The organism is Pseudomonas fluorescens NCIMB 11764 (genome assembly GCF_000293885.2).
GTDB classification, from domain to species: domain Bacteria; phylum Pseudomonadota; class Gammaproteobacteria; order Pseudomonadales; family Pseudomonadaceae; genus Aquipseudomonas; species Aquipseudomonas fluorescens_B.
The window spans coordinates 2,794,573-2,807,379 of sequence record NZ_CP010945.1; the positions used below are offsets into that span (position 1 = coordinate 2,794,573).

Annotated in this window: 15 protein-coding genes; 9 read left to right on the forward strand and 6 right to left on the reverse strand. The window is 59.9% G+C overall.

Annotation, left to right across the window (positions count from 1 at the left end; all coding sequences use genetic code 11):
• Window positions 1–225: 225 nt before the first annotated feature.
• From B723_RS12820 to B723_RS12845, 6 genes are all read left to right on the forward strand, one after another.
• Window positions 226–1,608, forward strand: coding sequence for a glutamine synthetase family protein (locus B723_RS12820; RefSeq protein ID WP_017336987.1), 1,383 nt, complete (start codon window positions 226–228; stop codon window positions 1,606–1,608).
• Window positions 1,609–1,776: 168 nt separating this feature from the next.
• On the forward strand, window positions 1,777–3,426 hold the full coding sequence (locus tag B723_RS12825) for a phosphoethanolamine transferase (protein ID WP_017336988.1): 1,650 nt from the start codon (window positions 1,777–1,779) through the stop codon (window positions 3,424–3,426).
• A 74-nt stretch (window positions 3,427–3,500) separates the two neighbouring features.
• Window positions 3,501–4,163, forward strand: a complete 663-nt coding sequence (locus B723_RS12830; RefSeq protein ID WP_017336989.1) for a class I SAM-dependent methyltransferase — start codon at window positions 3,501–3,503, stop codon at window positions 4,161–4,163.
• Window positions 4,164–4,286: 123 nt separating this feature from the next.
• Window positions 4,287–5,420, forward strand: a complete 1,134-nt coding sequence (rnd, locus tag B723_RS12835; RefSeq protein ID WP_017336990.1) for a ribonuclease D — start codon at window positions 4,287–4,289, stop codon at window positions 5,418–5,420.
• On the forward strand, window positions 5,417–5,710 hold the full coding sequence (locus tag B723_RS12840; RefSeq protein ID WP_007898694.1) for a YcgL domain-containing protein: 294 nt from the start codon (window positions 5,417–5,419) through the stop codon (window positions 5,708–5,710). Before rnd ends, B723_RS12840 begins: the two co-directional genes overlap by 4 nt.
• 120 nt (window positions 5,711–5,830) lie before the next feature.
• Window positions 5,831–6,763, forward strand: a complete 933-nt coding sequence (locus tag B723_RS12845; protein WP_017336991.1) for a D-2-hydroxyacid dehydrogenase — start codon at window positions 5,831–5,833, stop codon at window positions 6,761–6,763.
• Between the two features lie 141 nt (window positions 6,764–6,904).
• On the opposite strand, the gene B723_RS12850 is transcribed toward B723_RS12845, so the two are convergent.
• Window positions 6,905–7,498, reverse strand: coding sequence for a nitroreductase family protein (locus tag B723_RS12850; RefSeq protein WP_017336992.1), 594 nt, complete (start codon window positions 7,496–7,498; stop codon window positions 6,905–6,907).
• A 281-nt stretch (window positions 7,499–7,779) separates the two neighbouring features.
• Between B723_RS12850 and B723_RS12855 the strand changes: the two genes are divergently transcribed.
• Window positions 7,780–8,229 carry a YcgN family cysteine cluster protein gene (locus B723_RS12855; protein ID WP_017336993.1) on the forward strand — a complete coding sequence of 150 codons (450 nt, stop codon included), beginning with the start codon at window positions 7,780–7,782 and terminating at the stop codon, window positions 8,227–8,229.
• 18 nt (window positions 8,230–8,247) lie between these two features.
• The gene (locus B723_RS12860) at window positions 8,248–9,477 is read left to right on the forward strand and encodes a hypothetical protein (RefSeq protein ID WP_017336994.1); all 1,230 of its coding nucleotides are present in this window, start codon (window positions 8,248–8,250) and stop codon (window positions 9,475–9,477) included.
• Between the two features lie 122 nt (window positions 9,478–9,599).
• Here B723_RS12860 and B723_RS12865 read toward each other — a convergent pair whose 3' ends face one another.
• The 4 genes from B723_RS12865 to B723_RS12880 all read right to left on the reverse strand — a co-directional run bounded on the left by B723_RS12865 (window position 9,600) and on the right by B723_RS12880 (window position 11,859).
• Window positions 9,600–9,977, reverse strand: coding sequence for a YgaP family membrane protein (locus B723_RS12865; RefSeq protein WP_017336995.1), 378 nt, complete (start codon window positions 9,975–9,977; stop codon window positions 9,600–9,602).
• A gap of 92 nt (window positions 9,978–10,069) precedes the next feature.
• A complete protein-coding gene (locus B723_RS12870) occupies window positions 10,070–10,540 on the reverse strand; it encodes an RNA methyltransferase (protein ID WP_017336996.1) in 471 nt (156 codons plus the stop codon).
• Between the two features lie 212 nt (window positions 10,541–10,752).
• Window positions 10,753–11,124 carry a YajD family HNH nuclease gene (locus B723_RS12875; protein ID WP_017336997.1) on the reverse strand — a complete coding sequence of 124 codons (372 nt, stop codon included), beginning with the start codon at window positions 11,122–11,124 and terminating at the stop codon, window positions 10,753–10,755.
• Between the two features lie 48 nt (window positions 11,125–11,172).
• Entirely contained in the window at window positions 11,173–11,859 is a 687-nt protein-coding gene (locus tag B723_RS12880) for a spermidine synthase (protein WP_017336998.1), read from the reverse strand.
• Window positions 11,860–11,951: 92 nt separating this feature from the next.
• Here B723_RS12880 and B723_RS12885 point away from each other — a divergent pair, with 92 nt between their 5' ends.
• Window positions 11,952–12,242 carry a hypothetical protein gene (locus B723_RS12885; protein ID WP_031318505.1) on the forward strand — a complete coding sequence of 97 codons (291 nt, stop codon included), beginning with the start codon at window positions 11,952–11,954 and terminating at the stop codon, window positions 12,240–12,242.
• On the opposite strand, the gene B723_RS12890 is transcribed toward B723_RS12885, so the two are convergent.
• Window positions 12,239–12,712: a cyclic nucleotide-binding domain-containing protein gene (locus B723_RS12890; protein ID WP_017337000.1), complete on the reverse strand. Its 474-nt coding sequence runs from the start codon at window positions 12,710–12,712 to the stop codon at window positions 12,239–12,241. The genes B723_RS12885 and B723_RS12890 overlap by 4 nt on opposite strands.
• Window positions 12,713–12,807 lie beyond the last annotated feature (95 nt).

Below are 12,807 nucleotides of genomic sequence, written 5' to 3' on the forward strand. Positions count from 1 at the left end.
CATGTGACGCTGCGGTTCATCTGTTTACTGCGGTCTTCTCTATGGACGGTTGTCCGGTCGCACTTCCTTCCGAACTCGCCTTCTGGGCGTTGTGGCATTGCCGTCACGCGCGCCCGCCGGATTCCCACCTTTCCCGTTGATTGTTCTTACAGGTCCCGCACCGTACGCAGGGATCAAATCGGCAGCGCCTGCGCGTTTGCCTGACGCGGAAACAAGAGAGTTCCTATGAGTTGTGCCACGACATCCTTCGCCACGAAGCAAGAAGCCCTGACCTTTCTTGAACAGAATCCGGATATCGAGATGTTCGAGTTGTTCATCCTCGACAACAACGGCGTGCCACGGGGCAAGTTGTTGCATCGCGATGAATTGCTGGCGGTGTATGAAAGTGGCCGGCCTTTGCCAAGTACCATCCTGGGCCTGACCATCAACGGCGACGACGTTGAAAACTCCGGGCTGGTGTGGGACGTGGGCGATATTGATTGCCGGGCCTACCCGATCAGCGGCAGTTTGACGCGCATGCCGTGGCGATTGATTCCGACGGCGGCGGTGCAGGTCAGCATGCATCCGAAGGAGGGCATGCCGGCGACCATCGCCGACCCACGCCACCTGTTGGCGAAGGTGATCGAAGGCTTGCAGGCGGACGGTTACTACCCGGTGATGGCGGCGGAGCTGGAGTTTTACCTGCTGGATCAGCAGCGCGACAGCAACGGTCGGCCGCAACCGGCTCGAGACGTTGACGGCGGACGCCCGCGCAGCACTCAAGTCTACGGTTTGCGCGAACTGGAGCAGATCGAGCCATTCCTGGCCGACCTCTACAGCGCCTGCAAACTCCAGGGCATTCCGGCGCGCACGGCGATTTCCGAATACGCGCCGGGGCAAGTGGAAATCACCCTCGAACATCGTACCGACGCCTTGCAGGCGATGGATGAAGCCGTGCGCTACAAACGGCTGGTCAAGGGCGTGGCGCACAAACACGGGATGACGGCGTGCTTCATGGCCAAGCCTTTCGACGACCTGGCCGGCACTGGTATGCATATGCACGTCAGCCTCGCAGACAAGGACGGTAACAACCTGTTCGCCAGCGACGCCACGGACGGTACGCCGCTGCTGAAACAGGCAGTTGGCGGCATGCTCAGTACCTTGCTCGATTCGTTGCTGCTGTTCTGTCCGAACGCCAACTCCTACCGTCGCTTCCAGACCAATAGCTACGCGCCGCTGGCTGCCACTTGGGGCGTGGACAATCGCACTGTGAGTTTGCGCGTGCCCGGCGGGCCAGCGTTCTCGCGGCACATCGAACATCGCATTTGCGGCGCCGACGCCAACCCGTATCTGGCGGCTGCGGCGATCCTGGCCGGCATCCATCGCGGCATTCGCGAACAACTGGACCCGGGAGCGCCGGTCGAAGGCAACGGTTACGCCCAGGCCACGGAGCTGCTGCCGACCGACTGGCTGACCACCTTGCGCGCGCTGGAAGGTTCGACGTGGGCGCGGGAGGCCTTCGGTGGAGAGTTTCTCGGCGTTTATCTCGCCGTTAAACGTGCCGAGTATCGGCAGTTCATGGGCGAAGTCGGTGAACAGGATTGGCGTTGGTACCTGAACCAGGCCTGAACCATTCTCAAATACAACTTAAGTTTTGACCTCATACTGGAAGCCAACTAATCGTTGGCTTCTTTTTCACAAAAAATTGATGGTTGGCCGCCTAAGGTTAGTGCTGTCGCGGTAAATGAACTTTTCACATTTGCTGACGGCACTTCTTTACAGGAACAGCCGATTATCATGTTGAAGATTAAAGCCGTGCGCCCGGAATGGGTGACGTTGTTTGCCAGTGCCTTTCTGTTGGCGGGCTTCAATTTAGTGCTCTGGCAACACCTGTTTGAAATCACCGCCTTCGATGGCGACGGCATCGCCCTGCGTGTTTCTTTCGGCTTGATGATTCTGGCTGCCTTCAACATAGTGCTGACACTGCTGGCTTTTCGGCCGTTGATGAAGCCGCTGTTGACGTTGATCTTTATGATCAGCGCCGGGGTGGCTTATTTCATGAGTCAATACGGTGTGCTGATAGACACCGGCATGTTGCGCAATTTTGCGCAAACCAATGCAACGGAAGTCCGTGATTTACTCTCGATAAAGTTGCTGGTTTATATTCTTTTGCTCGGTGTGTTGCCATCGTGGTTGTTGTGGATAACATCGGTAAATTACCGCCGCTGGCATCGCGAACTATTAAGTAAGGCTTTGGTAAGTGTTGCGTCGGTAGTGGTATTAGGTGGTGTGGCGCTAGTTAATTATCAGGGCCTCTCGTCGTTGTTTCGAAATCACCACGAATTGCGTTTGATGGTAGTGCCCAGCAACTATATCGGTGCCTCCTTCGGCTTCCTGCGCGAACAAGTCGTTTCGGCCCGGCAACCCTTCGTAAAAATTGGTGAGGACGCCAGGAAAAACCCGGCCTGGCAAGCTCACGGCCGTAAATCCCTGACCGTGCTGGTGGTGGGAGAGAGTGCCCGGGCCGAGAACTTTGGTGTGCTGGGCTACGACCGCGACACCACGCCAGCACTGGACAAGGAGGCGGGCCTGATTGCCTTCACCGACGTGTACTCCTGCGGCACGGAAACAGCCGTCTCGGTGCCGTGCATGTTTTCCAACATGGGCCGCAAAGACTACAACGCGAGCAAGGCAAAGAATGAGGAAGGTCTGCTGGATGTGCTCAAGCGAGCGGGGCTGGATGTCATCTGGCGCGATAACCAGTCGGGCTGCAAAGGCACTTGCGACCGCGTCACCCTCGATGATGTCAGCAACCTGAAAGACCCGACGCTCTGCGCCAACAGTGAATGCCGCGATGAAATCCTTCTGCAGGGGTTGCAGCACTTCATCGACACCCTGGACAAAGACACCGTGCTGGTCTTGCATCAGATGGGCAGTCACGGTCCTGAGTACTTCAAGCGCTACCCGAAAGAGTACGAACGCTTTACCCCGGTGTGTGAAAGCAATGCGCTGAACAATTGCAGTCGCGAAAGTATCATCAACGGTTACGACAACACCCTGGTGTACACCGACCATGTGCTGTCGACCCTGATCGACCTGCTGCGCAGCAACCAGGACAAAGTCGATACAGCGATGCTGTATCTGTCGGACCACGGTGAGTCCCTCGGCGAATACAACCTGTTCCTTCACGGTACGCCTTACATGATGGCGCCCGATCAACAGAAGCATGTCGCCATGCTGGCCTGGTTCTCTGACAGTTATCAGAAGTCTTTCTCGGTAGACACTCATTGCTTGCAGCTGAGCCGTGATAAACCGTTGAGCCAGGACAACCTGTTCCATTCGATGATCGGTTTGCTGGAGGTCAACAGCAAGGTCTACAACCAGGATCTGGACATGTTTGCCGGCTGTCGCGGTGCGGTGATTGACGGTGTCCTGGCCAAAGAGTGAGGGCCACGACCTTTTTTTCACGAACCGGCCGTTAATCTGCGTTCCGGCAGATTCTTCCTACAAGAGCCCCTTACATGTCCGCTCAACCCCCTTCCGCCATCGAGCTCGAGTTCGCCCGGCGCCACGATCAGGAACACGCCCGCGTCTGCCTGCAGCCGCACTCACGTGGACTCGCCGGGCGCCTGGCGTTCTGGCGTGACGAGCAACTGGTGCGTAACGCGCTCAAGGCGGCTGGCGAGCCAGGCCTGGTCCTCGACGTGACTTGCGGGGCCGGGCGCTTTTGGCCGGTGCTGGCCGAACACACGAACCGGGTGATTCTGGCGTCCGACCCGTCTCAGGACATGCTCGATCACGCACCGACCCACCACCCGCAACACCTGCTGAAACGGGTCAAGACTTTTCAAAGCTCGGCATTCGCCATCGGCTTGTCGGCGAATGCGGTGGACTGCATTTTTTGCATGCAACTGTTTCAGCAGCTCGCCAGCCCCGAGCATCGGTTGGCCATGCTGGGGGAGTTCCACCGGGTCAGCCGCGATACGGTGATTGTGGCGGTGCGGGTCGACACCCGTTTCAAGCGCTGGCGGCCGGATACACAAGGGGTTCAGGCTCGGCCGCTGGCCAGTAAGGCCGAAGTGGAAGACGAGTTCAAACAGGCGGGTTTTCACTTGCTCAGTCACCAGGACTTCCTGCCCGGTTGCGAGCGAATGCGCGTCTACGTGTTGCGTAAGGCCAGATAACCTCCCTCTGTCAGACATTTCTTGCCATCAGGCAGGTGTTTTCGCTAAAGCTCTTGTTCAGTGGAGGCGCAGAAATCGCCGGGGGCGATATATACTGCGCGCCATTCTTCAAGGGAGAGCCGTGTGGCCATCGATATTCACTGGATTCGCGACAACGATAGCCTCGGCCGGTTTTGCGCCGAGTGGCAGCAGCTGCCCTACGTTGCCCTCGACACCGAATTCATGCGGGTCGACACCTTCTATCCGATCGCAGGCCTGCTGCAGATCGGCGATGGCGTACGCGCTTACCTGATTGATCCGTTGACCATCGACAACTGGCAACCCCTGGCGGCGTTGCTGGAAAACCCGGCCGTGGTCAAAGTCGTGCACGCGTGCAGCGAAGATCTCGAAGTGTTGCTGCGCCTGACCGGCAGCCTGCCGGCGCCGCTGTTCGACACTCAACTCGCCGCTGCGTACCTGAACCTCGGTTTCTCCATGGGGTATTCGCGGCTGGTGCAGGAAGTGCTCGGCATCGACCTGCCCAAGGGCGAGACCCGTTCCGACTGGCTGCAACGTCCGCTGTCCGATACTCAGATCAGCTATGCCGCCGAAGATGCCTTGCACCTCGCGGAAGTTTTCGTACAGCTTCGTCCGAAACTGTCTGACGATAAATATGCCTGGGTCCTGGAAGACGGCGCCGAGCTGGTGGCCAACCTGCGTCGTGAAGTTGATCCGTACCAGGTCTATCGCGAAGCCAAACTGGCCTGGAAACTCTCCCGTGCCCAACTCGCCGTGCTGCGTGAACTCTGCGCCTGGCGCGAACACGAAGCCCGCGCCCGTGACTTGCCGCGCAATCGCATCCTCCGTGAACACTCCCTGTGGCCGCTGGCGCGGACGCAACCGGACAACCTCGGCGCGCTGGCGAAAATCGAAGACATGCACCCGCGTACCGTGCGTCAGGACGGCGAATTTCTGCTTGATCTGATCAAGCGCTCTGGCAGTGTGTCGCCAGATCAATGGCCGCCTGCCGTGCCGGAGCCGTTGCCGGTAGATGCGGCTGCCCTGATCAAACAGTTGCGTGCACTTGGCCAGGCCGAAGCCGAGCGCCTGAACATCGCGCCGGAGCTGATGCTGCGCAAGAAAACCCTGGAAGCGCTGCTCAAGAGCGGCTTCCCCAATGGTCCTTACCAATTGCCTGATTCGCTGCGTGGCTGGCGCCGCGAATTGATGGGCCAGGCGCTGCTCGACAGCCTGGCCACCGCCGGAGAACAGCCTTGAAACGTATTTGCTCCATCTATCGAAGCCTGAAGAAAAACGAGATGTACCTCTATGTGCTCAAAAGCGATGCACTGGAGCGCGTCCCGGAAAGTCTGATGGCCGCTTTCGGCAAACCGCACCACGCGTTCGACCTGGTGCTGACCCCCGAGCGCAAGCTGTCGCGCGAGGACATCACCGTGGTCCTGGAAAACCTCGAGAAGCAGGGTTACCACCTGCAAATGCCGCCGGCCGAAGACGAATACATCGAACATTTGCCGGAAGAACTGTTGCGACGCAACGATCCGATGTGATCGGCAGACAGGCTCTGTTCAGAGTCTGCGTGAAACACTGGAATGATTTTGGCGATGGCCACGATGAGGGAGCGATACCCCCTCGGTGGCCGTCTGCACTGCTTTTGAAAGGTTTGAACCATGCGCGTTCTGATTGCTGAACACGACCACCCTGTATATGCCCAACTGTTGCGCCAGGCAGCGCCTGATCTGGAAGTACTGACCAGCGGCGACTCCGCTGAACTGGCCCGCCAGGCCGCCGATTGCCCGATCTGGCTGGGGCAGCCGGACCTTCTGGCGACCCTGTTGCGCCAGGGTCACCAGCCGCAATGGTTGCAATCGACCTGGGCCGGCATCACGCCGCTGCTGGCCGACGGCCTGCCACGCCACTATCGCCTGACCCGCGCGGTGGGGATTTTCGGTCAGGTCATGGCCGAATACGTGCTGACCTACATGCTCGGCCACGAGCGCGAAGTGTTGCCGCGCCTGGTCAGTCAGGTCGAGCGCAAATGGGACAGCCGCCAGGGCCAAAGCCTGGCGGGGCGTAAGGTGTTGATTGTCGGCACCGGTGACATCGGTCAGACCGTGGCGCAGTTTCTGCTGCCGTTTGGCGTCGAGTTGTATGGCATCGCCAGCGAAGCTCGCGAGCAGGCCCCGTTTGTCGAAGTGGGGGCGCTGGCGGATTTGCCGCGTCTGGTTGGTGAGGTGGATTACGTGATCAATCTGCTGCCGAATACGCCGACGACTCACGACCTGTACGACGCGGCGCTGTTCAAGCAGTTCAAGCCGACCGGGTTGTTCATCAACGTCGGGCGTGGCGTGGCGGTGGTCGATGCGGATTTGGTGGAGGCCTTGAAGGAAGGGCATCTGGCAGGCGCGGTGATCGACGTCTGCCGTCAGGAACCGCTGCCGCAACGTCACCCGTTCTGGACGGCCTGGGGCTTGCTGCTCACCGGACACAGTTCGGCGCCGACTTCGCCAGCGATGATGGTGAAGCTGTTCGTCGAGAATGTGCGGGCGTATCAGGCGGGCGAGGCGTTGCGCGGGGAAGTGGATTTCAATCGCGGGTATTGAATCCACTTTGCTTGAATAGTGTGCAAAACCCACCGTGGGAGCAAGCCTGCTCGCGATGGCGGTGTGTCAGTCGACATCATTGTTGGCTGACGTTCCCTCATCGCTAGCAGGCTTGCTCCCACAGTTGTTTTGCGGTGTGGCTTAGAGGGTGAAGTCGCCTTCAGCTGCGAGTTCGCTCAACGGACGACGCGGGCTCGGCTCTTCACGTGCCTGCAGGTAATCCGCCAGCGTCGCCTTATCCCCCAGTTTGCCCACCGCCACTGCTGCGTGCAGTGCGTAACCTTCAGGAATGTTCAGCTCCTTGCGGGTCAGCTCCTGATCGAAACCGGCCATGCCGTGGGTGTGCCAGCCGCTGAGGCTCGCTTGCAACGCCAGATGGCCCCAGGCCGAACCGGTGTCGAAGGTGTGCCACAGGGCCGGAGTTTCTTCGGTGGCGCCAGGCACCGCGAAGGTGGTTTTCGAGATCACGATCACCAGCGCCGAGGCGTGTTGCGCCCAGCTGCGGTTGAATTCGTTCAGCAAACCCAGGTAACGCTCCCAGTTCGGCGTATCCCGGCGCGCGTAGAGGAACCGCCAAGGCTGCGAGTTGTAGGCCGAGGGTGCCCAGCGTGCGGCTTCGAAAAAGCTCAGCAGGGTTTCTTCTGGAATGGCTTCGCCGGTGAAGGCACGGGGCGACCAGCGATCGGTAAATTGAGGGTGGATGGCGTAATCGGCAACGCGTGGATTGGCACTCATGCAGAGATTCCTTGCGACATGTGAGTCAGAGGGTCGAGTAAAAAACCGGCGGGCACAGTCAGGCTGGGCGATGAGGTTTTTCGTGAGCCTGGTACTTCATCTGGATGCAACGCAGTTGGGCGTTAATGGCACGCAGGTCTGGCTCCTTGCGACTGGCAAAGCTACTTGGCGGCGCAATAACTGACAAGTCCCGTTCTACCGGCAGTCGCCAATGCTTGGCCCGCGGGCCGCTGCACACTAGACTGGCGGCCTTTTCACTACCTGATGTTGATGCTTGAGCCATGGCCGCCAAAGTCGAACCGTTCTGGATACGCAAAACCCTCGATCAGCTCGATCAGCAGGAATGGGAATCGCTGTGCGACGGTTGTGGTCTGTGCTGCCTGCAAAAGCTCGAGGATGAAGAGGACAACAGCGTTTACTACACGCGCATCGCGTGCAAGTTGCTGGACTTGAAAACCTGTCAGTGCAGCGATTACCCGAACCGCCGTGAATTCGTGCCGGACTGCATCCAGCTCACGCCGGGCAAGGCCGATGAGTTCAAATGGCTGCCGCCGACCTGCGGTTATCGCCTGGTCAGCGAAGGCAAGGATTTGCCACTCTGGCACCACTTGGTGTGCGGTGATCGCGACGCCGTGCACCACGAACGCATTTCCCAGTCCGGGCGCATGCTCGCCGAAGGCAGCGTGGCCGAAGAGGATTGGGAAGACCATCTGATTTTCCGGGCAGGTTAGTTTTACAAAGGAGTGTGTATGGCTGTGGGATTGCGGCTGGCGCTGGCCGTCGGGCTGCTGGCCTTTGGTTCGCCCGTGTGGGCGGCGAAGAAGGTCGACCTGGATTACCACGTGCGCCTGTTGCCGCAAAGCGATCAGGCTGAAGTGCGGCTGACCCTGGCCCAGGGTTCGGCGGTGCGCAGCCTGGATTTCGACCTCGGCGACGGCAGCCATTACAGCGATTTCAAGGCCGATGGCCAATGGCAACTCACGCCCGGCAAGCCGGCCCGTGGTGTCTGGCGCCCGGCCGCCGACAAGGCCAGCCTGACCTACCGTGTGCGCATCAGCCATGGCCGCAAGAGCGGCAGCTTCGACACGCGCATGACCCCGGCCTGGGCGCTGATGCGCGGCGACGACCTGGTGCCCGCTGCCAGACTCGATCAGCAGGATGGCATCGAGCTGGTGTCACGCCTGGAATTCGAATTGCCCACCGGCTGGAAAAGCGTCGAAACCGCCTGGCCACGGATCGGCAAGAACAAATTCCGCATCGATAACGTCTCCCGCCTGTTCGATCGGCCTACCGGCTGGATGCTTGCCGGTCACCTCGGCACCCGTCGCACCCGATTGGGGGAAACCGAAGTCACCGTCGCCTCGCCCCAAGGCCAGGGCATGCGCCGCATGGATGTGCTGACGCTGCTGACGTTTGTCTGGCCGCAAGTGCAGGCCGTGTTCCCGCGTCATCCTGCCAAGTTGCTGATTGTCGGCGCCAACGACCCGATGTGGCGGGGCAGCCTGGCCGCGCGCGAGTCGATCTATCTGAATACGCGCCTGCCACTGGTCAGCGAAAGCGGCAGCAGTGTGCTGGTACGTGAACTGGCCCAAGTGTTCGGGCGGATCAATGACAAGCAGCGCAGTGACTGGATCAGCGAAGGTTTTGCCGAGTATTACGCCATCGAACTGGTGCGACGTGCCGGCGGGATGAGTGATGAGCGGTATGAACATTTGCAGAAGAAGTTGGCCAAAGAAGGCCAGAAGGTCACGACCTTGCGGGGTGAGCAGATCAGCCCGGCACAGATAGGCAAAGCAGTTTTATTGCTGGGTGAGCTGGATCAGGAGATTCGTATCAAGACCCGTAACAAGCGTTCGCTGGACGATGTGATGCGCGGGGCGATGCATTTGGAGAGTGTCGATACCAAGGCGTTCGTTCAGCTGGCCGAGAGTGTGATTGGCGAGTCTTCCAAAGTCTTGGATACCGGGTTGCTCCAGTAAAGTTGCCATCGCGGGCAAGCCCCACAGGGATCAGGGGTGTCCACAAATTCGTGGCCCAACACTAAAACCTGTGGGAGCGGGCTTGCCCGCGAAGAGGCCATAAGCCTCAACGAAAACTCAGATCAAACCCCGGTTTTCGGCGACTTCAACGAATCATTCCCGGTGACGGTCGCGGTTTTGGTCGCCGCCTCGGCATTCGCCTTCAGCCGACCCAACTCTTCCCCGGCACGCTCGATTTTCGCCCGCACGTTGTTCATGTCCTGACGGCTTTTCTCCAGCAGGCTCTTGGCCGAACTGTGGCCGGTAATGCCACGGGCCAGCGCTACGCCGCCGATGGCCACCTGGAGCAAACCGAATATTCCGCCGCGACGCAGGCCCTTGCCGACCATCACCACGCCACCGGCCAGGGAGCCGATGCGCTCCCAACCCTGAACGTTCTGATCGGAATGGGTCTGGAACGGGGTGGATTCGATGCGCTCTACGCGTTTGAGTTCGCTCATGATCTGTCTCCTGGCGGGAAGGACTGCTTCAAGAATAGATAATTAAGCTGACTGCCGAGGCGGGCGGCTTGTTCCATCGGATGTGCGTCGATTCAGCGGAATTTTGGACCGGAGCGGGTGTTGAGGCCCTTGGCCATGCGGTCGTACAGCACGACGTTGACCGTGGCAGCGAGGTTCATGCAACCGGTGGTCGGGATGTAGACCACGTCTTCGCACCAGTCGCGAATCTCTTTATCCAGCGAGCCGTCTTCCGGGCCGAAGATGTACAGCGCGCGATCCGGGTGGGTGTATTCAGGCAGCGAGCGTGCGCCTTCGACCAGCTCCACGGCGACCGGTACGCAGCCCAGTGGCAGGATTTTTTTCAGGTCGTCGATGCCGATCAGCGGGATGTCGTAGTGGACGCGTTTGGTGTCGGTGACGAAGTCGGCGGCGCGGTCATAACGCTTGCCGGTGTAGAACACGGACGCCACGTTGTAGCAGCCGGCGGCGCGCATGACCGAGCCGACGTTTTCCGGTGATTTTGGATTGAACAAACCAATGCAGCTGTACCGTTTGTCTGCCACGAGCGGGGTGCCTTCGGGGAAAAAACCGCGATTATACGGGGATTGGGGGAGGGGGTGTCTGATTTGAGATTGGTGGTGACTGGATAATTGCTATCGCCAGCAGGCTAGCTCCCGCATTGGATCTGGGGCGTTCACACATACTTATGTGCGCAGAAGATCCCCTGTGGGAGCTAGCCCGCCAGCGATGGGGCCAGGTCAGACAATGAAGATATTCAGTCGTCCTTCTTCATCAACCCTGCCAACGCCGCAAACGGGTTATGCGTCGCCTTGGCAATCTTCGGCGTGCTCAACGAGCCTTCATCGAAATACTGCTGATCGGTGTACCGCGAGTGTTCGTTGTCATGGCAATACAGGCACAACAGTTCCCAGTTCGAACCATCCTGCGGGTTGTTGTCGTGGTTGTGGTCGCGGTGGTGCACGGTCAGTTCGCTCAGGCGCTTGCCGGAAAACTCGCGGGCGCAGCGGCCGCACACGTGCGGGTACATTTTCAGGGCTTTGTCGCGGTAACCCATTTCCTTGTCGCGCTGGTTGTCGGCGAGGATGCGGTCCAGCTTCGAAGTGTTGGTCGGCGTTGACGAACTCATGGGTTCACCTTTGTAAAAGACTAATGACGGTTATGAACGAAGTTTAGCTCAGCCCTTGAGCTTCTCGGCAATCCAGATGGTGTGGCGGGTGCCCTTGTTGCCGTGGGCAAAGACCTGGACTTCCTCGGCCTTGAAGCCGGCTTTTTTCAGTTTGTCGGAAAACTGCTTGTCGGCGCTGGCCGACCAGACGGCCAGCACCCCTTTTGGCCGCAGGGCTTTGGCGCACGCGCTCAGGCCGCCTGCGGAGTAGAGCCAGCTATTGGCCCTCTGGGTCAGGCCTTCGGGGCCGTTGTCGACGTCGAGCATGATCGCATCGAACCCTTGCGGCTCGGCCTGCAGTACTTTGGCCACGTCTTCCATGCGGATCACCGTGCGCTGATCGAGCAACGGATTGCCGGCTTTCTCGCCCAATGGCCCGCGATTCCACTCGACCACGCCGGGCACCAGTTCAGCGACCACGACTTCTGCGGTCTTGCCCAAATGCTTGAGGGCCGAGGCGAGGGTGAAACCCATGCCCAGGCCACCGATCAGCACCCGCGAATTCGGCCGGCCAGCGACCTTGCGGCAGGGGATTTCGGCCAATGCGTCTTCGGAGCCGTGCATGCGGGTGTTCATCAGCTGTCCGCCGTCGCCGCCCTGGATCTTGATGACGAAATCCTCACCGTATTCGAACAGGCACAGGGCGCCGCCGTTTTCAGGAATGGGGGCGGTGTCGAGGAGAACGAAACGTTTCATGGGGCTCTCTTGAGAAGGAGGGGCAGGGGGGAGGCAAACGAACGCCGTTGGGAGTAGCCTGCAACCAGACAACAAGGCCAACGGAGCCATTGATGAAGCGCACCATTCTAACGGTCATTGCCTTGGCCGCGCTCTCGATAACTGCAGTGCAGGCCCAAGAGCTGCAAACCATTCCGACCAGCCCGGCGCCGCTGCCCGGTTCGCCCGGCACCGCGACGCCGACGCCGTATCCGCAGATCACCCCGACCATCCCGCACAAAGCCGGGCCCGGCGGTGGCGGGCCACCGCTGTTGCCACCGATCGAAGTGCCCAGCCCGCCCAAGGACCAGACGTTGCCGGGCCTGGAGCAGAACAATACGAAGATCAAGTCGCCGGGCGGTTAGACCTGCTGTGACAACAGTTGCCCGTCGGCCATGCGCAGGCGTTTGGACAGGGAGACGGCAAGGGCGCGGATGATCTTGGCGGCGATTTTCGGCGCGTCGTTGAGCATCTTTTCCAGCGAGTCCTTGCCCAGGTTCAGCAGCTGGCAATTGCTCGCCGCCACGCAACTGGCGGAACGACGCTCACCATCAAGCACGGCCATTTCGCCGAACGCCCGACCGCTGCGCAAGGTGGCCATGGTCACCAATTGTCCGTCGCTGCCGGATTTTTGCACCGCCACCTGGCCGGTATGGATGATGCACATGAAGCTGCCGGCGTCGCCTTCGTGAAAAATCTCTTCGCCTTCGGCCACGGTGCTGATACTGAAGTAGCCGGAAGCGGCAGCGAAGTCTGCAGGCAGCAGTTGGTCGAACAGGCCGCAGTCCATCAGCCAGTCACGGATTTCGTTGTTCAACAGGGTTGGTTCTGACATGTCGTCACGGTCTTTTTTTTGTGTCTGGTTCCGGTTTTCGGGATGTCCTCAATCCCTTGTGGGAGCGGGCTTGCTCGCGAAGGCGGTGTAACACC

Excerpts from the sequence above, each read along its gene's own strand:
- B723_RS12820 (WP_017336987.1), top strand. The coding sequence starts at position 226 with ATGAGTTGTGCCACGACATCCTTCGCCACGAAGCAAGAAGCCCTGACC.
- B723_RS12825 (WP_017336988.1), top strand. The coding sequence starts at position 1,777 with ATGTTGAAGATTAAAGCCGTGCGCCCGGAATGGGTGACGTTGTTTGCC.
- B723_RS12830 (WP_017336989.1), top strand. The coding sequence starts at position 3,501 with ATGTCCGCTCAACCCCCTTCCGCCATCGAGCTCGAGTTCGCCCGGCGC.
- B723_RS12845 (WP_017336991.1), top strand. The coding sequence starts at position 5,831 with ATGCGCGTTCTGATTGCTGAACACGACCACCCTGTATATGCCCAACTG.
- B723_RS12850 (WP_017336992.1), bottom strand. The coding sequence starts at position 7,498 with ATGAGTGCCAATCCACGCGTTGCCGATTACGCCATCCACCCTCAATTT.
- B723_RS12855 (WP_017336993.1), top strand. The coding sequence starts at position 7,780 with ATGGCCGCCAAAGTCGAACCGTTCTGGATACGCAAAACCCTCGATCAG.
- B723_RS12860 (WP_017336994.1), top strand. The coding sequence starts at position 8,248 with ATGGCTGTGGGATTGCGGCTGGCGCTGGCCGTCGGGCTGCTGGCCTTT.
- B723_RS12865 (WP_017336995.1), bottom strand. The coding sequence starts at position 9,977 with ATGAGCGAACTCAAACGCGTAGAGCGCATCGAATCCACCCCGTTCCAG.
- B723_RS12875 (WP_017336997.1), bottom strand. The coding sequence starts at position 11,124 with ATGAGTTCGTCAACGCCGACCAACACTTCGAAGCTGGACCGCATCCTC.
- B723_RS12880 (WP_017336998.1), bottom strand. The coding sequence starts at position 11,859 with ATGAAACGTTTCGTTCTCCTCGACACCGCCCCCATTCCTGAAAACGGC.
- B723_RS12885 (WP_031318505.1), top strand. The coding sequence starts at position 11,952 with ATGAAGCGCACCATTCTAACGGTCATTGCCTTGGCCGCGCTCTCGATA.
- B723_RS12890 (WP_017337000.1), bottom strand. The coding sequence starts at position 12,712 with ATGTCAGAACCAACCCTGTTGAACAACGAAATCCGTGACTGGCTGATG.